At 46.1% G+C, this 21,159-nt stretch carries 13 protein-coding genes; 5 read left to right on the plus strand and 8 right to left on the minus strand.

Going from position 1 to position 21,159, the window contains the following annotated elements:
* Positions 1–244: 244 nt before the first annotated feature.
* Positions 245–1,093, minus strand: a complete 849-nt coding sequence (gene rhaD, locus IEX62_RS07350) for a rhamnulose-1-phosphate aldolase (RefSeq protein WP_188774784.1) — start codon at positions 1,091–1,093, stop codon at positions 245–247.
* A gap of 537 nt (positions 1,094–1,630) precedes the next feature.
* Here rhaD and IEX62_RS07355 point away from each other — a divergent pair.
* The gene (locus IEX62_RS07355; protein ID WP_188774785.1) at positions 1,631–2,866 is read left to right on the plus strand and encodes a family 16 glycosylhydrolase; all 1,236 of its coding nucleotides are present in this window, start codon (positions 1,631–1,633) and stop codon (positions 2,864–2,866) included.
* A 696-nt stretch (positions 2,867–3,562) separates the two neighbouring features.
* Here IEX62_RS07355 and IEX62_RS07360 read toward each other — a convergent pair.
* The 7 genes from IEX62_RS07360 to IEX62_RS07390 all read right to left on the minus strand — a co-directional run bounded on the left by IEX62_RS07360 (position 3,563) and on the right by IEX62_RS07390 (position 12,479).
* Entirely contained in the window at positions 3,563–4,639 is a 1,077-nt protein-coding gene (locus tag IEX62_RS07360; protein WP_188774786.1) for an SDR family oxidoreductase, read from the minus strand.
* Between the two features lie 102 nt (positions 4,640–4,741).
* Positions 4,742–5,482, minus strand: a complete 741-nt coding sequence (locus IEX62_RS07365; RefSeq protein WP_188774787.1) for a DL-endopeptidase inhibitor IseA family protein — start codon at positions 5,480–5,482, stop codon at positions 4,742–4,744.
* Between the two features lie 254 nt (positions 5,483–5,736).
* The gene (locus IEX62_RS07370) at positions 5,737–7,704 is read right to left on the minus strand and encodes an ATP-dependent DNA helicase (RefSeq protein WP_188774788.1); all 1,968 of its coding nucleotides are present in this window, start codon (positions 7,702–7,704) and stop codon (positions 5,737–5,739) included.
* Between the two features lie 150 nt (positions 7,705–7,854).
* Positions 7,855–9,372 carry an ABC transporter permease/substrate-binding protein gene (locus tag IEX62_RS07375; RefSeq protein WP_188775053.1) on the minus strand — a complete coding sequence of 506 codons (1,518 nt, stop codon included), beginning with the start codon at positions 9,370–9,372 and terminating at the stop codon, positions 7,855–7,857.
* A gap of 2 nt (positions 9,373–9,374) precedes the next feature.
* On the minus strand, positions 9,375–10,247 hold the full coding sequence (locus IEX62_RS07380) for an ABC transporter ATP-binding protein (RefSeq protein WP_188774789.1): 873 nt from the start codon (positions 10,245–10,247) through the stop codon (positions 9,375–9,377).
* Positions 10,248–10,666: 419 nt separating this feature from the next.
* Positions 10,667–11,653 carry a YflT domain-containing protein gene (locus tag IEX62_RS24085; protein WP_188774790.1) on the minus strand — a complete coding sequence of 329 codons (987 nt, stop codon included), beginning with the start codon at positions 11,651–11,653 and terminating at the stop codon, positions 10,667–10,669.
* Between the two features lie 283 nt (positions 11,654–11,936).
* The gene (locus tag IEX62_RS07390; protein ID WP_188774791.1) at positions 11,937–12,479 is read right to left on the minus strand and encodes a general stress protein; all 543 of its coding nucleotides are present in this window, start codon (positions 12,477–12,479) and stop codon (positions 11,937–11,939) included.
* A 653-nt stretch (positions 12,480–13,132) separates the two neighbouring features.
* Between IEX62_RS07390 and IEX62_RS07395 the strand changes: the two genes are divergently transcribed.
* The 4 genes from IEX62_RS07395 (at position 13,133) to IEX62_RS07410 (ending at position 21,147) form a co-directional block, all read left to right on the plus strand.
* Positions 13,133–14,092: an ABC transporter permease gene (locus tag IEX62_RS07395; protein ID WP_188775054.1), complete on the plus strand. Its 960-nt coding sequence runs from the start codon at positions 13,133–13,135 to the stop codon at positions 14,090–14,092.
* Between the two features lie 245 nt (positions 14,093–14,337).
* Positions 14,338–15,249 (plus strand): carbohydrate ABC transporter permease, encoded by a 912-nt coding sequence (locus IEX62_RS07400; RefSeq protein WP_188774792.1) that lies wholly within the window; start codon positions 14,338–14,340, stop codon positions 15,247–15,249.
* 33 nt (positions 15,250–15,282) lie between these two features.
* Positions 15,283–16,944: a type 2 periplasmic-binding domain-containing protein gene (locus IEX62_RS07405; protein WP_188774793.1), complete on the plus strand. Its 1,662-nt coding sequence runs from the start codon at positions 15,283–15,285 to the stop codon at positions 16,942–16,944.
* 390 nt (positions 16,945–17,334) lie between these two features.
* A complete protein-coding gene (locus IEX62_RS07410; protein ID WP_188774794.1) occupies positions 17,335–21,147 on the plus strand; it encodes an S-layer homology domain-containing protein in 3,813 nt (1,270 codons plus the stop codon).
* Positions 21,148–21,159 lie beyond the last annotated feature (12 nt).

Raw genomic sequence — 21,159 nt, forward strand, 5'->3', positions numbered from 1 at the left:
CTTTAGCAATTGACTTTAGACAATGTGCAAACTCATACCCCGATCTATTCTTGTAACGGAATTTTCAGTACAGGAATGGATCGGGGTATTTTATTACAGCTAGTAGAAGACGCTAGTCTACATTTTGCGTGTCTACTCTATTCGTCCAAATGAATACCATTATCGTTGCTCCAAGGTCATCTATTCTTGATAACTGGATTACTGGCTTTCTTGATCACTTGTCTGCTCGCTTCATTCAACATCGTTATAGCTGCAAAATTCCTGTTCTTGGCGTCACACCAAATGCTTTTGCCAGCTCTGCCAGCTGCGGATCGGTAATCTTCTGGCATAAAGGTAAATGCGCGATAAGCATATAAATTTGCGCTGCCTTTTCAATCGTTTCGATCAAGCCAAAGGCTTCATCAATCGAATTGCCTGTACCGAAAATGCCATGCTGGGGCCAGATAACCGCTCGATATTGCTTCATTTTATCGGCTGTCGCGCGTCCGATCTCGCTTGTGCCGGGAATCATCCACGGTACGATTCCAATGCCATCGGGAAATACAACGATACATTCGGTACACATTTGCCATAAGGTGCGAGTAAATTGCCGCTCATCCAGCTCATGCACAAACGTCATGGCCAGCGTATGGGTCGCATGATTATGAATAACGACCCGATGCTGCGGATCAACATGCAGTCGTTCGATATGTGTCATAAAATGGGCAGGCAGCTCGCTCGTTGGCACCGCTCCATTGCTCAATCCCCAAAGCACCTCAAGCCGTTGTCCATCTGCCGATACACGCAGCACACCCAGATTACTTTCAGGATCATCCATCACATTTTTAAAATATTTGCCTGAGCCTGTTACGATAAAATACATGCCTGCCAGCTCTGCAACTGGAAAGGTGGGCTCAAGCGTCCGTTGTACCTGCGTAATATCAAGATAACGAGCAACCTCCTGCTCCTCCAAAATACAGCTAATATTGCCACCATTGCGCTCATCCCAGCCCGAACGCCACATGCATAGTGTAATTTTCGCCATCTCATGAACAAAAGGAATATCCAGTGGCTGAGGCTGTGCTACGTATTCATTGACCGACGATGGACTCATGATAATCACTCCTAAATGTAATTTTTTTCACAATAAATAGCGAGTCGTGGCAAGGGCATTAAGGAAATGGGATATTGATAACTCTAATTAGATCAATGGCGGATGCAACTGAAATGAAGGAAAGAACCGTATAAGCTGCTCTTGCTCTGCCAGATGGTACGCTACTTCTATATGCCCAGCATACGCTTTTAATTGCATACAGTCAATATAAAACAGACATATTCAAACATAAATAAAGATATAATTTCTGTTTTTACCCGTTTATATAAAAATAAATCCAATTTTCACTCATATGTGATCTGTCTATTCTTCATCCATCCCTTTTATTAAGCTTTAGCCCGATCATTCCAACCGGATATCATATTAAGGAAATTTGCGTAAACAAGTACTTTTGTAAGCGTTTTTATATTACACTTATCTGGAATAAATTTCTTAAATATACATTATAAATATCATGTATTCACCCTTGTTCTATGCTTGCTTGCTGGATCGCAATCTGCTTCGCTACTCTCATCTTGAAAAGGAGTGTATTTACGAATGAACGGCAAAAAGATAGGCTTGTCTCTACTATCCTTGATCTGCTCGGCAGCACTCATTGTTCCATGGAGCGCAAGCTCCTCTACGGCATCCGCCTCCTCCTCCAGTCCGTGGGTGCAGATTTGGGCAGACGATTTTAACGGCGCCAACGGCACCGGGGTTGATACTTCCAAATGGAATCAGGAAATCGGCAACAATAACGGCTGGGGCAACAATGAGTTGCAGTATTATACCAACAGCACCAAAAACGCATATATGGAAAATGGAAGTCTTGTTCTTCAGGCAAACAAGGAAAATATGCAGGGCTCATCCTACACATCTGCGCGCCTGACCACCGCTAACAAATTCAATGTTAAATACGGCAAAATCGAGATTCGCGCCAAAGTTCCCTATGGAAAAGGCATCTGGCCTGCCGCATGGATGCTTGGCAGCGATATTGGCAGCAATCCATGGCCGGGTAGCGGCGAGATCGATATTATGGAATATGTAGGCCCTGTTGCACCGAACACTGTATATGGCACGATCCACGGCCCAGGTTATTCCGGCTCTAACGGATTGTCCGCAGGCTATACGATCGGCGAACGATTCAGTAATGCCTTCCATACCTATACGGTGGAATGGGAACCGGGAGCCATTCGCTGGTATGTCGATGGTAATCTGTATCATACGCGCACGCCAGTGGATGCAGGCGATAATACATGGGCTTTTGACAAGCCATTCTTCCTGCTACTCAATCTGGCAGTCGGTGGCAACTGGCCGGGCAACCCGGATGCCAGCACTACCTTCCCACAAAAATATCAGATTGATTATGTACATGTGTTCCAGCGTCAAAATGGCTACAATATTGTAGCACTGAAAGCAGGCGCAAATAACAAATACGTATCCGCTGAAAACTATGGCAACGACGCGTTGATTGCTCGCTCGGATACTGTGAGCACATGGGAGCGCTTTGAACAGATTGATCTGGGCAACAACCGCATCGCTCTGCGTTCGCTAATCAACGGCAAGTATGTTACTGCCGACAATACCGGTGCCAGTCCACTCATTGCCAACAAAACGGCAATCGGCACCTGGGAGACATTTGAACTGGGTACGACCGCAGATGGTAAGCGTACATTGAAGTCGCTGGCGAATAATCTGTATGTTACTGCTGAGAACGGCGGCAATGGATCACTGATCGCCAGCCGTAGCAGTGTAGGTGGTGCTTGGGAAACATTTGAGCTGGTGAAGCAATAAATTAGAGCGAATTGCAGACTATATCAAAAAACAGGAGAGCACTAGGCTTTCCTGTTTTTTTGGTAATCCAGTATTTCGTCCCATATCATATACAGCAATCCGACAATGAACAATACGACGCCAAACGTAGTCAAATGTTGAATAGAGCTATCGTAAAATACATACAACTTGCCAGCTCCCGCCAGTGCACCACAAATGAAATAAGTAATATACAGCAACACACCACTCAAACATAATATTGCGCCAGCTATTTTTCTATACATCCTATGTACCAGCCCTTCTCTGCTCATTGTACTATTTCTATGCTTTGTGTTCTGCCTATGTATATCTAATGAAGATAATGAAGGTCGGATGCCCTTTTAAGCCAATCCCCCTCATCGCTCATTAGTTTATCGAAAAGGAATGCTAGTGCATCGCTGCCTTGTTCGCCAGATGAACGATTGACATGCTTATCATTAAATAGAGCCTACTTCTGCTTGATCGCAAAAGTAGACTCTAGTCAACTTGTAAAGTCTATTCCATGCACAGGCTACTCATCTTGCTTCTCTGCAACATTCGCTCAGAGGATCTATTGATCAGCCAGTTATCCGCAATTGCCATACTATAATCTGCTAACATTTACACTATTGCGTTTGTAGAATGACTCGCTCATGTAGATGCAGACCCTAGAATAAGTATCCCTATACCCTGATTGATTTATTGCGGTGCATCGTGATCAATCGTTTCCAGTGGCAAACGTACTGTCGTTTCGCTATGATGATCACACTTATTTTTGGCAACCGCGAAAGCGAGTGTCGCCAGTCCTGCCAGTGCAAGTGTCGTAATAATCGGATGACGACTGGCCTCTACGTACAGGCTTCCCTTGCGGATATGTCCTTCCTGACTACCACGCTCATGGAGGCCATAGCCCGGATTGTAGAGTGCGCTCTTTTCCTGTGGGATAGATGGACGATCCTTGGACTGCTGACCGCGGAACATGAGTGATTCGAACAATACATCAGTCAGACGAGGTGCCGCATTGCCGAACATCGCACCCAGACGTGCCTGCGAGCCGACAAACATATCACGCTTCGGATGCTCTGCTGCATATAGAATAGCGCGAGCTACCGATTCTGGCGGATAGATCATGCCACGATGAGCTGGCTGCTTATCCAGATAGCTATGAGCATGCTCATTATATGGTGTATCGATGCGACCGGGATGCACAAGTGTAACCGACACAGGCGCTTTATCCTTCTCCAGCTCCATCCGCAGATTCTCTGTCCAGCCATGCACTGCATATTTGGCAGAGGAGTACGTCGATTGAAGCACAACGCCACGATCTCCGAATACACTACCTACATTAATCAGTGCACCCGGCACACCACGCTCGGTAAAATGCTGTACCGCTACGCGGGAGCCGTAGACGACGCCCCAGTATACCGTATCAAACATCCGCTTCATATCATCAATGCTGACCTCAGTGGATTTGCCGAAAATCGATACACCGGCATTGTTTACCCATGTATCAAAGCGACCAAATGTACGAATCGCTGTCTCAGCTACTCGTTTCACATCCTCTTCCTTGCCCACATCGGCAGTTACCCATGTTGCAGGGTAGCCTTTGCCGCGAAGCTCGGCAGCCAGTTGAATAATAGCTTCTTCATTGCGTGCAGCCAGTACAACCTTTGCACCTTTGGCTGCTGCCATTCTTGCTGTCACCAGACCGATACCGCTTGATGCACCGGTAATTACGATAACCTGGTCCTTAAGTTTTTTGAGTGTTATTGCCATGTTGGTGACCCTCCTTGAAATAGTCTCTACCACAATTTACCCTCATCGCATTCATGCCAATCCACCGAACGACCAGATGCCGTTCGAAAAGACGGTTAATTGTTAAAAGATCAGATGCGGAGCGGTATTAATTTTCCATAGTCCATCGACCAGACTGAACTTCACGACGATGCGTTCTACAGGATGTGCATTGTTCGCATACGGTACAGTTAGACGATAGACGCGCGCTGTATCGGTCATGCTCAGCATCTTCGCTGTGGAACGCGTCCAATCCAGCATACTTCCACCGTCTGACTCTAATTGTGCCATACGTCCATTATACTGGATAAAATATTTTCCAATCAGCGCATCACTTGCCTGACGTGTGAAGGTCTGCTGTAAATAGCTGCTCAGCTTAACACTGGTGCCGATATCCTGTGACAGATAGCGATAAGTCTGTCCATTCAGCTGAAATGTTCCTGCATTGGCTCCTACTTCTCCACCTGCCAGCACATACGCATAGCGCTTCTGCGCTTCGACCATTAACGGAATCGCATTGGTGCTATTGAGCTTGGTCACGCCGCCCCATTCCTCGGTAATTGTCACCGATGGAGTCGTGGAAGGCGTCGTTGTCGCTGGTGCTGTGGATGGCGCATTCGTAGATGGTGCAGCCTGAGATGGTGTTGCAGCATTGCTTGTACCCTGAGACGGCGCAGGTGCCGCGGCCTGGGAAGCTGGCTTCCCTGCCGGAAGCAGTACGGGAGTGATCGCTTGCGCAGATGCAGCGCCCGTATGTCCGTATAAAGTAACGGTAACCATAGCACCAAGCAGGCAAGCATTTGTTAAAATTTTAGTTAAACGCATAGGTTTATTCGTTCCCTTCAATTATGCATGGATTGGAATAACGCACAGCTATAGAATAGCTGAAAATAAGCGATGACGCTATGATTCCACTATACTACAATCCATGAGGATAGACCAAGTTCGGATAAATGCTGAATAGCCTGTAGGGCAATACGTGGATCAGCCACGATTGGATTCAAATATGGGATTCAAATAAAAATTCCGGCTCCTCAACGTAAGGAAGCCGGAATCGATTAAAGTGACACACTATTGTATTAAGGGAGCAAATGCGTAACCGCTTCGCGTACTTCCTCACGAGCTAGCTCATGTCCGAAGATCGATACGTGTCCAGCATCCTCGCGCGAACGAATCAAGCGACCGATACCCTGACGTAAGCGTAGCAGCATATACGGCATATCCACATCGTGGAATGCATCCTCGGATTCGGCACGACGAGAGGCAAAGACAGGATCATTCGGTGGAAATGGTAACGACCAGACGATCACTCGGGACAGCGATGGGCCCGGTATATCCAGCCCTTCCCACAACGTTACCGCACAGAGCACACTCGTCTCCTCCTGCTGGAAGGCAGAGATTAGATGGCTAATCTCCGCTGTTCCTTCGTATAGCATCCGATACGGCAATGGATCAGCGTCAGCCAGGAGCGATTCTGCTGTCTGGCGGAATGCTGTCAGCTCCTGCATGGAAGAGAATAAAAGGAGTGAACGTCCTCCACTTTGCCCGATGAGCGACAGCACCTGCTCGGTCTGAGCAAGCTCGTATGCTGAAGTGCCTACCGTTGCTGTAGTAACTGTTCCATTCGCTGTAAGCGGCGCCTGGAATAGCTCTGCCTTCATCTGCTGCTCATAATCATAAGGTGAAGCAACGGAGAAGGACAGATACTTTTCAATGCCAAGACTATCTGCAATGTAAGCAAATGATCCGTCCACTGATAACGTAGCTGAGGAGAAAATAACGGGCATCTGCTTATCGAATACCATTTCGCCCAGTACCTCTTTTACCTTTTTCGGCATAATGACGAGCGTCAGATCATCGCCCTCGCCTTCTACCCACGAGATCAGCTGATCCTGCTGACGGCATAGACCAAGAGCGAGCTGAATCATCTCCAGATGCTCCTCGACGATTTTGAGCTGATAATCATCAAGCGTGAACAGACCGCTCTCAAATACAAGCTCTTCCTCGATCAGATCGATATGCCGCTTCACATCTGCAATCTGCTTCAGCAGTTCATCGCTCCATTCGATATCACGACGATCCGAGCCTGACACCGGACGGCTATACTGACCGAGCATATGGAATAGCCGATCACTTTGCACAATAACTTCCTCTACAGCCAGCGCCAACGTTTCGCGCACTTCTCCATCCAGTAGACGGGTCACAATGCTTTCGAATAATGCTTGCTTGAGCTTGTAGGTCAGTGCATTTTGCGCTGCGGTTTCCAGTAGATGACCTTCGTCAAATACGACCGAGCTATGCTCAGGTAGCAATGGAAGCTGACCTTCGCGCTTACGTCCTTCATATGTCCACACATGCTCCATATAAAAGTCATGGGAACAGATAATCAGATCGGTCGCCTTGCGATAATAATCTCGCGATAAAGTCTGTCCACAGCGATGTCGCTGCGAGCAAACGAGACAATCCTGAAAGACGTCCCAGCCAATTTTATTCCATTGTTCATCATTTAATTCTGGATAATCCTTACGATTACCGTATGGGTAAAAACGTTGAAGGGTATCCGAGTAATGCACGAACTCTGGCAGATCGCTATAAATCTCCCGATACAGATTATCCTCCAGCGGCTCCACACGGACAGCATCCAGCTTATTCAGACAGATGTATTGATCCGGTGATTTCCCGAGTCTAGCATCGACCTGCAAATCCAGATACTGTGCTAGCTTGCTAATATCACCTTCTGGCTTCACCAGCTGCTCGATCAGCGATTCGTCTGCACAGGCGATAATCGCTGGCTTGCGTGTATACCGTGCATAGGCGATCGCATATAACAAATAAACGAGTGTCTTTCCCGTTCCGACACCTGCTTCGGCAAAAATCGTCTTCTTCTCGGCATAAGCCTTTTCAAGCTGGAATGCCATATAAATCTGTTCATCCCGTAGCTCCAAGCCCGCCTCAGGTAAAATGTCATAAAACACATCAGCAATCCATTCGCCAGCCTGCTGAACAAATGGACGCGATGGATCAAATGTAAATGGATATGTGCTCAAGCCTGTAATTCCCCCACCCGCTAAATAATATCGTCATCCAAGCTATATACACACGGACCTGCTTTTCGTACGATTGGCATCATTATATTATAACGGATAGAGGACAGGTAAGGAAATAGATTTTAAAAGAAATGATTTATCATAGCTAGCTTATTTCAGCAAGCCCTTTTGCTGTAGGAAGCTACGTGCGACCTCGGCTGCCGATTCACCGCCCACATTGACGCGATAATTCATTTGTCGCATCTCATCATCCGTAATTTGACCGGAAAGCTTATCCAGTGCCTGTACGACCTCGGGATGCTTTTGATACGTTTCTTCCCGCATGAGAGGTGCTCCCTGATAAGGTGGGAATAGACCGCGATCATCCTCCAGCACGCGCAACTTGTACTGTGCCAGCTCACTATCGGTGGAGTACGCATCGATCAGTTGAATATCACCTGCTTCGATTGCACTGTAGCGTAGCTTGGGCTCCATTGTGGTCAGATTGGGCAGCTGCAAGCCGTATAACTTTTGCATACCTATATAGCCGTCATTACGATCCGCAAATTCACGTGTAAAGCCAACCTTAATCGTAGAGGCGACCTTTTGCAGATCAGAGATCGTTTTTAGCCCATTTTGCTCGGCATAGGCTTCTGGTACAGCCAGTGCATACGTATTGTTGTATTTCATCGGTGGCAATAGCTCCATCTGGAACTTCTGCTTCATACCGTCTCGTGCTTGTTCATACACCTTGCCGCTATTGGTACTACTCGCATCTTCGCGCAGAAATTCAGCAATCGCCGTGCCTGTAAATTCAGGATAGATGTCGATGCTGTTATTTTGCAGGGCATTGAACAGGAACGAGGTTTTACCCAGTCCTGGCTTGAGCGAGACGTGCAGATTCGTATCCTGCTCGATCAGCTCTTTATACATATTAATGAGAATTTCAGGTTCTGCACCCAGCTTACCTGCGATGACCAGATCCTTTTGCGATTGATTAATGAGTGGTAGCACGGTTGCCGACACCACCACAACAGCGGCAAGCGCCAGCATCCATAGGGCACGCTTGAAGCTAGCGCGCTCAACAACACGCAGTAGCAAGTCGAATACAATCGCCAGCAGTGCCGCAGGAATCGCACCCAGTAGAATCAAGGCACTATCGTTACGGTCAATCCCGAGCAAAATAATATCCCCGAGTCCACCTGCACCGATCAATGCTGCCAGCGTTGTCGTTCCGATGATAAGCACCATTGCAGTGCGAATACCTGCCATAATCACAGGTAATGCAAGCGGCAACTCTACCTTGAACAAGCGCTGTCCGCGCGTCATTCCCATCGCATCTGCTGCCTCCAGCAGGGATGGATCAACACGGCGAATCCCGGTATACGTATTCCGTAAAATAGGCAACAGTGCGTAAATTACAATGGCTACGATAGCCGGTATAATCCCGATACCAAGCAAGGGAATCAGTAAGCCCAGTAGTGCCAGTGACGGAATCGTCTGGAGCACTGCCGCAACACCGAGTACACCCTCTGATATTTTCAGATGTCGGGAAATATAAATGCCGAGCGGAATTGCAATAATGAGCGCACATAATAGTGCGATAAAGGAGATCAGAATGTGCTGTGTGAGCGCCTCTACCCATTGATCCTGACGCTGTACCCACACATTGACTAGATTGTTCCACATATTCACTCGCTCCGTCTCCCTTCACGATCCAACTGAGGATGTGCAGAAGGAGACTGCTCTAATGAGTCAACTGATTGACTGGATACAACGGCATTGTGCTGAGATGGATCATTGCTGTTCCTATTGGAGTGGACAGCTGAATGGACTACAGGTGCAGCCGCCTGAAAAAATTCACGTACAAAATCATTCGCTGGACGGTTCATCAGCATATCCGGTGTATCCACCTGAAGCATACGTCCTTCCTGCATTAATCCGATGCGATCCCCAAGCTTGATCGCCTCCTGAATATCATGCGTAACAAAAACGATCGTTTTACGAATCGTCGCCTGCAATTCAAGCAGATCATTTCGCAATCGCTCACGGGCGATCGGGTCCAATGCGCTAAATGGCTCGTCCATTAAAATAACAGGTGGATCGGCTGCGAGCGCACGTAGCACACCGATACGCTGCTGCTGTCCGCCAGATAACTCGGATGGCTTGCGTGTACGAAATACCGCAGGATCAAGCCCTACCATATGCAGCAGCTCATCAATACGCTTATCAATGCGCGCTCGCTCCCATCCACTTAATTCAGGCGTGATCGCAATATTTTGCTCTACCGTCATATGTGGAAACAGAGCGATCTGTTGCAGCACATAGCCAATGCCACGCCGTAGCTCATAAGGCTGCATATCCTGAACGATACTGTCGTTCACTTCAATCGTTCCACTGCTCGGCTCAATCAGGCGATTAATCATTTTGAGTGTGGTCGTTTTGCCACATCCACTTGGTCCAACGAGTACAAAAAATTCACCCTGTTCAATATGTAAATCCATCGGCTGTACAGCCACGGTGCCGTCTTCATATTGCTTTGACACACCTGTAAAAGTTATCATAGTTCGCCCCCCGGCTCATTGTTGACTGCTAATCTGCTATTACCCAACCTTTTATCCACTTACCCAGCAGACATGAAATATGGGTATGACTCGCTTTAATTTCCTTATATTCCCTTCAATCCCTCTATTCATTTAGAATCGACATGTGTAGAGTAGGTAAACGACAACTCCAATAAAAAAGGCAAGCCATCTGCGGATGATTGGAACATTCCGCTTCTGGCTTGCCTGTATATCCTCATGGACGATATATTATTTGATCGATATGCTTGTAATGAACGACAAACATATATCGAATGAACTCCCATTTTCTTGCCTTATCTACACTGTGGTTAGCCGAAATAGTAATGATCTACTAACACTATCACCTATCCCTAGCTCTAATTCATCCTGCTATCAACCGTGTACAAGTTGGAAGAAGTTTAGCGACGCATGCGCTCGATCTGCTCGCGTCCTTTATCGACTAGATCCTTGCCTTTATCCTTTAACGACTCATCGTGCGTATCGTCCGTACGTCTGCGATCACGATCCATTGGATCCATCGAACCGGTATTTGCCATATTGTTGCCCATAGCGCCAGTCGTTCCCATGCTCGCACGCTGTATCGAATCGTCCCCCATCGTTGGCTGACCCGTGCGATCCAGACGTTGCTCATCATTAGTAACACCAAGCTCTTGCTCTGTGCGTACATCGCGCTCTGGCAAGGTTGCATCCGTACGAGTCGTACCTAGTGCACCAGCATCCTCATCAGCGACGATACGTTCTTCACGATTCACCATACGCTGCTGAGATTCCTCTGTTGTGATCACACCATTCACACGCTCCGTGCCCTGTTGTGGAATGTCATTATTCACCGTTGTATTCAGTGGAGCATCATAGTAACGGCTGTTCGTTGCCCCATTAGCGCGGAATACATCATAGATGCGCTGGCGATTACCAGCGGCACTGTCTACCATGACAAGAATATTGCCTTCGTTCACGTTGGCTTCATATTCTTTGGCTTCTTCCTCTGGGATGCCCATACCGATCAGACCGCCGACTAAACCGCCTGCACCCGCACCTGCTGCGGCACCAGCCAGCGTTACTGCGATTGGACCCGCTGCCATAATGGGACCAAATACAGGAATGGCTGCAATCCCAAGCCCTGCGAGTAATCCAGCTACACCGCCAATAACGCCGCCTGTGGTTGCGCCTGTCGCTACACCTTCAGGTGCTTTGGTGCCTGTCTCATCGCCGAGATGACGCATTTCCGCTTTGTTATTCCCTACGATAGAGATGTCGTCTGAAGCAAAGCCTGCGTCTTTCAGATCGCGTATTGCCTTACTCGCTTCCTGCTCGGTTGTGAATACCCCTACGATTTTACGTGTCTCATTATCCAGTTCATTACGATTGTGCCCGTTGTTAAACATGATGTTTCCTCCTTCGCATAATCTAATAATGTTCTGCACTTTCTTGTTACATTATTAACCTTAGATGTAAATTCCAAACATCATACATTATTATTTCGCTATATAAGTCACTCAAAAAAGTATTTTTCAAGATGCTCATTCCTACGACTGGATATGCGTATTGAAGTGTTTGACGTATTGAAGTGTTTGATACGTGTTGAATATAGAAGGATTTTAGGGATTTATCGATTACGTATAAAAGCCTCCAGTCTCCCAGTATTCACACCCTGATGTCCATACCCTATTAATTCCGCTCTGCACCCTCGCTCCACGGATTGTTCACATTAACCGCCTCATTACGGCGAAGAATATCGTAAATTTCTTCCGTACGTCCGCTAGCCTCTGACACAAGAATCAGAATATTGCCTTTGCCAAGCTGCTCCTCATAATGTCCGGCTTCTTCTTCAGATAAACCATATCCGATTAAAGCACCGATCAGACCACCTGCACCGGCTCCGACTAAGGCTCCTGTAAACATACTGGCGATTGAGCCAATCGCTAGCATAGGGCCTACACCTGGAATAGCAAAAGTCGCAAACCCGGCTAACATTCCTGCCAATCCACCGAATACGGTCGTTTCTGACATGCCTGCCTGACGCTGTGCCTGAATGTCTACCCCTGTCTCTTGTTCAATCGCTTTTGCATCGCCTGGATTTTGCGCCAGTACCGAGATATCTCGATCTTCAAAGCCTGCCTGTCGCAAATCACGAACTGCCTGCAATGCCTGCTCTTCGTTTACAAACACACCAATAATCTTTTCCATTACTTTGTTATATGGATCGTTCATAGGATCTACTCACCTTTTCTGTTATGTCATCGTTGTAACAGCTTTTACTCGTTGCATGTGTAACATGGATATATAGACTATACTTAGACGTAATGCCTACTTGCTTAAACGGAAGCGTAGATATTTTTAAAATCAGCTATAGACAATCACTAAACCTCACATATGTAAACGCATACAACTTACACGACTATAAATATGCCAATTATGATAGCGTTATCATTCCATTATTACCTATCATCTACCTACCTAAGCTGTTCATAATAAGCCAATTATGACCTCATATTTGACATATTCCAGTTGAAATAAGGCAAAAGCTGACGATTTCTATGCCTATAAGCTCACATCTACCCCGATTTAGACGGAATAGCTATATAGCTGTTATTTTCCTACTCACATTCATGAAGCACATTCGACATATTTACGCGCTGGTCATCCCTTTTTACAATACAAACATCGCGATAAGACGATCTCTTGCAGCGAAGAGTCCATCGCTTCTTCTTTTTCACTCCTTATCCATTGATCTTAGATGATCATCGCTGCAAGCGAGCGTACAGGTATGACGAATGAATCCCCATCCTTATCCAAGCGACTCTTCTATGAAGGGAAGTGGACGATAAGAGGAACACTGAAGGAGGAATAGGATGCAAAAGAATATGTCCGATACCGTGCAAGTGAAAGGGCGATCACAAGCATCAGCCCAGGATAAACGACATACGTTTTGGAAACGAATCTCACGTAACTGGGAACTGTATCTGCTGATCGCTCCCGCATTCCTGTACTTCTTAATCTTCCATTATGGACCTATGTATGGCATTCAAATCGCGTTTAAAAATTTCCTACCCGCTCGTGGTATTACCGACAGCCCCTGGGTCGGCTTCGATCACTTTATTCGATTTTTTAATTCTTATTATTTCTGGGATCTCATACGTAATACACTGACCATCTCCCTCTATCAGCTTATCGTCGGCTTTCCATTGCCGATTCTGCTAGCACTTGCCTTTAATGAAATTCGCAATGGCTGGTTTAAGCGCACCGTACAGACGGTTACGTATGCACCTCATTTTATCTCGGTTGTCGTTATGGCAGGGATTATCGTGACCTTCCTGTCACCCTCTACTGGTATTATCGTTAAAATGATCGAATGGATGGGCTTTAGCTCGCCTGCCTTTTTGACTGACCCGGCATGGTTCAAAACGATGTATGTATTATCCGGCGTCTGGCAGAGCACAGGCTGGGGAACAATCATCTATCTTGCCGCCTTATCGGCTGTTGATCCGCAGCTACATGAAGCGGCGATTGTAGACGGTGCAAGTCGCTGGCGGCGCATCTGGAGCATCAATATCCCGACGATCATTCCGACGATTACGATCCTGCTTATTTTGAATGTGGGCAGCATTCTGGGTGTCGGCTTTGAAAAGATACTACTGCTACAAAATCCGCTCAATATGAGCTCTTCGGATGTTATCGATACTTTTGTCTATCGAACAGGTCTACTCAATGTACAGTACAGCTTCTCCACCGCTGTTGGTCTATTTAACTCGGTTGTGAATGCTTTGCTGCTCATTGCGGTCAATCAGGTCGCACGTAAAACGAGTGAGCATAGTCTCTGGTAGAGCGTAGAATCCGTGCGCCGAAGCTAAAGGGATTAAGGCTATGTTCAAGTTATAACGAACACAATAACACCATTAGATTTGCATTACTGGCATGGATATCAGCTGGATAGGTCTATGCCTCCAGCATTATGGATCTCCTACTCGATCGGATTGCTGGATTGCCCATGATTTCGACCTGATTTCTGGATCGTCCATAATATTGTATGTATTTTCGTCATAATACATGTTAGGAAGGAGATGGATGCATGGCTGCTGTGATTAAGGAAAGTCGATCGGATCGCATCTTTTTGCTACTGAATTATGTGTATCTGGCCATTGCGCTTATCTGTGTACTCTATCCGCTGGTCTATATCGTAAGTGCCTCGATCAGTTCACCAACGTATGTGAACTCCGGTGAAATGTGGCTTTTCCCCAAGGGCATTACTTTTGAGGGCTATCAGCGTGTATTTGAAAATCAGTCCATCTGGCAGGGCTATGCCAATACGATCCTATATACGGTTGTCGGTACGCTTGTGAATCTGCTCGTGACGATTCCAGCGGCCTATGCGCTCAGTCGATCGGACTTTGTAGGACGTGGATTTTTTATGGCGATGTTTCTTGTCACGATGTTCTTCAGTGGTGGCTTGATTCCAACATATTTGCTTGTGAAAAACCTCGGTCTAGTCAATACGATGTGGGCGCTAATTTTACCAGGTGCGGCTTCGGTCTGGAACATTATCGTAGCACGTACCTTCTTCCAATCTACAATTCCGAAAGAGTTACAGGAAGCCGCTCATATTGATGGCTGTACGAATCTGCGTCTATTCTGGAAAATCGTCATTCCACTGTCAGCTCCGATCATTGCCGTGATGGCACTCTTTTACGGTGTTGGACACTGGAATAGTTATTTTAACGCATTGGTCTATTTAAATGATGAATCCAAATATCCCCTGCAAATGGTATTGCGTCAGATTCTCGTCTTGCAGGAGATGACGGGTAGCGGTATTGGCGCCGCCACGAGTGGCGAAGCAGCGATGGCAATGAATCAACGCGCTGATTCGGCGGCACTGCTGAAGTACGCGGTTATCATCGTATCAACACTGCCGATTATTGCTGTCTATCCATTTTTACAGCGCTATTTTGTACAGGGTGTCATGATCGGCTCGGTAAAAGGTTAATCCCTTATTTTCCTAATTTGAAGGAGGCATACTATGAAAGGTTCATTTCGTACCCATTCTGGCTCGTCCACTTCATTTTTCCAGCGCTTCAAAGCGCCGCGTACAGCAACACTCGTCCTGTCTATTGTACTGGGTACCTCGCTTCTAGCAGGCTGTTCCTCAGGCTCTAGTGAGCCACAGGTAGGCAGTGCGGAATCGGCTGCTAATGTGAACAAGGAAGGCTTCCCGATCGTCAAGGAAAAGATCACACTCAGCATGATGGGCCCTGATGTGGGGATGCAGAACTGGAAGGACATGCCTGCTTTTCAGGAAATGGAAAAGCTGAGCAATATCTCATTCAAATTCGAGAATCCACCACTGGATAGCTTTGAAACGAAAAAGAATCTGGTGTTCGCGAGCGGTGAATATCCTGACATCTTCTACGCCTCCTCGCTAACACAGGCAGATGAGGTCAATTACGGCAGTCAGGGCATTCTACTGCCGCTGGAGGATCTGATCGATAACGGCTATGCTCCTAATCTGAAAAAGGTGCTTGATGAAAATCCAGCCATTCGCAAATCGATCACCACACCGGATGGACATATCTATTCACTGCCTGTTATTAATCAGCAAAGCATCTGGTATCGCAGTCCAATGTGGTATAACGGTGACTTCCTTGAAGCGTTGAATGTCAAAGAAGCCGATCTACCAAAGACGACAGAGGAGCTGTATGATCTGCTCGTGCGCTTCCGTGACGAAGATCCGAATGGCAACGGGAAAAAGGATGAAATTCCACTCGCCTCCGTTAAGCTGGATGACGTTCGCTCCTGGCTGCTCGGTGCTTGGGGCATCTATGGCGAGGATATCTACAATGATGCCAACGGCAAAGTCCATTTCGCTCGTACCGAGGATGGCTATCGTGAATTCCTGACCTATATGAATCGCCTGTGGAGCGAGAAGCTATTAGATCATGAAACCTTCTCCCAAACCCCGGATCAGAAAAAGGCAAAAGGCGCGAGCAATCAGCTCGGTCTATTCCAGGATTGGCATGCTTACTTCACCCATGGCGGCAAGCCGACAACCAAAGACCCGATGTTCATTCCTGTTAAAAGCGATGCTGTCGACAAGCCTGCTGTAGCGATTCACCCGGGTCTATCTACCGGTGCCTTCGCCATTACAGAGAGCAATCCAGCACCGGAAGCCTCCCTGCGCTGGGTCGATTATATGTACAGCTATGATGGTGCAATGCTATTCGACAAAGGGCCGGAGGGTCTGATCTATGAGACGGTTAACAAAGAGGATCATACGAAGAAATGGAAGCCGCTACCAAGCGAATACAATAGCCGTGAGGACTACCGCGGTACATTGACACCGAACTATGGTACGCCTGCTCCTACTCTGCTCAGCCCTGACCTACAAAAAGGCTTGAAGGAAGACTTCGATCTGTGGGTTGATAAGCAAAATGAAGAAAAGATTCTCGCCTATGATCCACAGCCTCCATTCCCAATCCTGTATCTGACACCAGAGGAGCAGTCGGAGATTTCCAGTCTGCGTGCGGATATGGATACGTACATTCAGCAGATGGAAGCGAAGTTCGTTACTGGACAGGAGCCACTGAGCGGCTGGGATAATTATCTCGCTACCGTTAAGCAAATGGGCAGTGATCGGATTATCGAAATTTATCAGGCGGCGTATGATCGTTGGAAAAACAGCTGATTTATCGCAATCGAATATTTTATACATTTGAATAAAAATACAAGTTCACTTTATGAATGATCAACGATATTTTTTATAGTATTTCGTGAAGCTATCCGTAGCATTTTCCGTGCATAACGAGCTAGGGGCAGCCCTTTAAGGGCTGCCTTTTGTATTATTGATTACTTGTTACTAACTACTTATAACTATTGATTGATCATTACACTATCGCTGTAATTACATCAGCAAAATAACAGCAAAATAACAGCAAAATAACAGATTTACACCCTTATCAGCGAAATGAAACACCTATTTTGCAAAAAACAGTTTATTTGGTTAATTAAAAGCCGGCTAGCTACCGATAATAATATTGCGGAAATAAGATTAAATATACAATAAAGGGGACATCACATGAAAAAATGGATGATCTGGTGCCTGGCGATTATGATTGCTTTGCCAAGCGCAGCGGCTACACCTGTCTATGCCGATGATAATACGGCAAGTACGACAAACAGCAATACAAGCAGTAATACAAGCAGTAATGAATCATCCAGCAACAATAGTACGGTATCATCCGATACGTACTCTACAGACAATTCTTCAACGTCCACTACGAACACTAGCACTACGACTTCTGGTGGCGGCGGTACAGTTACAACAACCGCTACAACTAACAAACCAGTCATCAACCTGATCGGCGACAGAAATGTTCGCATGAAGATTGGTACACCGTTTGCTGATCCAGGCACAACGGTACAGGACGATGTATACAATGACCTTTCCGCAACGGTGACGTATACACTGAATGACCAGCCAGTTAATTCGATTAACACCAATGCAACTGGCACTTACGTTATTCATTACAATGTGACCACATCAGACAACCGTGTCGCCGATGAAGCTACACGTACCGTAACTATTGTCAATGTTGGCGACTATGTTAACCTGTCCGGTATCCATGTAGACAATGCCTATGGAATGGCGTATCACGGAGATTATGTGTATGTTGCACAACGCGACAAAGGATTAGCACGTGTTAATCTCTATAGCGGCAAGGTCGAACAGATCGTCAGCTCCAACCAATCCTTTATGGCAGTCGCGCTTGATTCTGCTGGTAATCTTTTCTTCACGATAGACAGCGATTCGACGATCTATAAATTGGATCATAATGAGCTGAACAATCTTCCAATGAGCGAAAGTAATTTTAATGCTAAAAAGAGCGTGTATTTCTCTTCCAACCAATACACCTTCTTTTATGGTTTAGCGATTGACGGCAATGATAACATCTACTTCACAGATTACAGTTCCAAATCTATTATAAAGCTGCCTACGAATTCACTCACGCCACAGGTAGTAATAAGCGGCTTTTCTGTTAAATTTACTAGCTTCACCTTTGATCCGCTAGGAAATTTATATACGAGCGGCAGAGATGGGAATGTGTACCGAATTGATTCTAGTTCACTTCAATCCCTCCCTCTAACTACGAATAGTCTCGTAAATATTAGCAACGGCCAATTCAGTGGCGGTTATGGCATGTTCTTTACGCCAGATGGTACATCGTATATGGGTTCCTCTTTTGGAAAGAATCAACAATCGACGTTGACTCCAGTCATTACGCTGAATGGAGTTTCACCAATTACGATAACTCAATATGATACCTTCTATGATCCAGGTGTGACTGTTACGCCAAATAAATATACCGGTCTTCAAAAAAACACCACGTATACATTGAATGGGGCTTCTGTTCCAGGTATCGATACAAGTGTAGCTGGTACGTATACCATTCATTATAATGCTTCGATCACATCACAATATGTAGCCAAAGAAGTGACTCGTAGCGTTATCGTTAAGCCTGGCCCAACACAAGTGAGCGATGTGCAATTGAATCGTCCATTCGGACTGGCGTATTATAATGGCGACGTCTATTATGCTGATTATAGTTACGGTCTTTCTAGAATTTCGACGAAAACATTTAAAATCACACGTATTATTAAAAGCTATGATACGAATATAGTCGCAGTTGCGCTTAATAAAAATGGCGATCTATTCTACGTGATTAGCGGTCAAAGCAAAATTTATAAGCTGGATCATTCCTATTTGAGCGATTCAGAAAACTTCCCGTATTATGACGAAGACCTTGCAGATTATAGCAAATTGTATTATCAAGCACCGTTAGATACGTCCAATAATTCGTTTGACATGGCCATTGCTGGCTTAGCTTTTGATGGAAATGATCGTCTGTATTTCACTTTACAAATGGATAATGAAATGCAAGCTATCTCCAACATCATGCGTTTCTCTACAGACTCTGCAACTGCTCCTGAGGTAGTAGCTACGTATCCAACACGAGCATACGGTCTGACGATTAGTCCTCTGGGTAATCTGTATGTGAATGTAGGCTTGAATGGTCTGTATAAAGCGGATGCGTCTTTACTGGATAATGTTCCGATTGCGTACACTCAGTTCAAATTAATGAGCAATGTTAGCATGGGATATGGTGTCGTATTCCTGCCCGATCGTACAGGCTATACTAGCTCTGTACAATCTACAACCAATACACTGAACAAGCTTAGCTTCCTCGACTCCCTTGCGGCAAAGAGTGTTAAGCTGGACAAATCAACACTGACATTCACCGAAGGCGATGCTCCTGCTCTGCTCACTGCCAGCATTTTGCCAGATAATGCTACAGATACGCAATTGGTTTGGAAAAGCAGCAATGAGCAGGTTGCTACGGTTCAAAATGGTATCGTGACTCCAGTTGGCCAAGGAACGGCATCGATCACCGTCTATGTAGCTAACCAGCAGGATGCATCCGATACAGCGACGATTACTGTAAATGCTAAACCTGTTATCGTGGACCCTGTTATTGTAAAAGACGACAAAAAGAAAACCGATAGCTCTCTAACACTGGGTGTAGATGGTGGCGCAGGTAAAACGTACGTGCCTTCTACAGCTAGCGAATCGCGCTCCACTCAATTCGATGGCAGTGTACTGCGCACCATTACGTTTGATCCAAACAAAATGTCAGGTGCCATCAATTTGCTCAAAAGCATGAAAGAATCTACGGTTCGCTTAAACGTTCCAGCAATCGACAATGTAACTTCGAATACTGATATTAACCTGCCGCTGAGTGTATCTAATTCCATCAGCAGCAATGACATGAACTTGAACATCAACACCAGCAAGATTCAGCTTGCCATCCCAACCAGTTCAATGCTTAATGTCAATCAAGATATCAATTTCAAAATCAATGTACTCGATAAGTATCAGGACATGTTAAAAGAGAAAGTACGCGCCTCCAACATGTCGATTGTAAAACAAATTGTTGGTAATGCTGATCTTTCTGTTGTTAGCAATCCGATCGACATCATTACAAATTTCCAGAACAAGCCTGTTGATGTGTTAATCCCACTGGATACGGTTAAAATACCGAGCCTTTCCGTCGTGAAGGATCTGTATGTCTATGTGAATCATAGTGATGGTAGCGAGGAATTTATCAAGCCTACCTTGATTACAGATGATTCCGGCAATCAAGTTTTGCAAATTAACACAAGCAAATTCAGTACGTTTACCGTTATGCAAGTGAGCGGCACAACAACCAATGCAGGTACAACACCTGTAACGGGTACGAACCCTGCTAACACAGGTGGTATCGTCAAACCTGCTTATATCGAAGGCTATCCAGATGGAACCTTCCGTCCAAACAACAGCCTGACTCGTGCTGAGCTCGCTTCCCTGCTCTATCGTCTGCAAGCAACAAGCAGTAATACAGGAGCAGTAAAAAGCTTCAAGGATGTATCTTCTAGCTTCTGGGCGAATCAAGCGATTCAATCGATGCAGTCTGCTGGACTAATGAGCGGTTTGCCAAACGGCACCTTCGCTCCATCCAAGCCGATCACACGCGCTGAAATGGCGATCATTTTGAGCCGCTGGCAAGGTCTTAGCGGTCAGGGTGGTACAACATTCGCAACGGATATCAACGGTCACTGGGCAGAGCGTGAGATCAAGCTTGTGCTGACAGCAGGTCTGATGCAGGGCATTAGCCCATCCAGCTTCCAGCCGAATGCACCACTGACTCGTGCTCAGGCCGTAACGATCCTCAATAAGATTTTGGAGAAAACAGCTGTCCTGTCAGCTCGTCCAACACCGTGGAAGGATGTACCATCCAGCCACTGGGCGTATGCCGACATTATGGAAGCTTCGAACTCCTACTCACTGAAATAAAGTAACATCGTA

It is taken from the genome of Paenibacillus hunanensis, assembly GCF_014645615.1.
Classification (GTDB): Bacteria; Bacillota; Bacilli; order Paenibacillales; family Paenibacillaceae; genus Saccharibacillus; species Saccharibacillus hunanensis.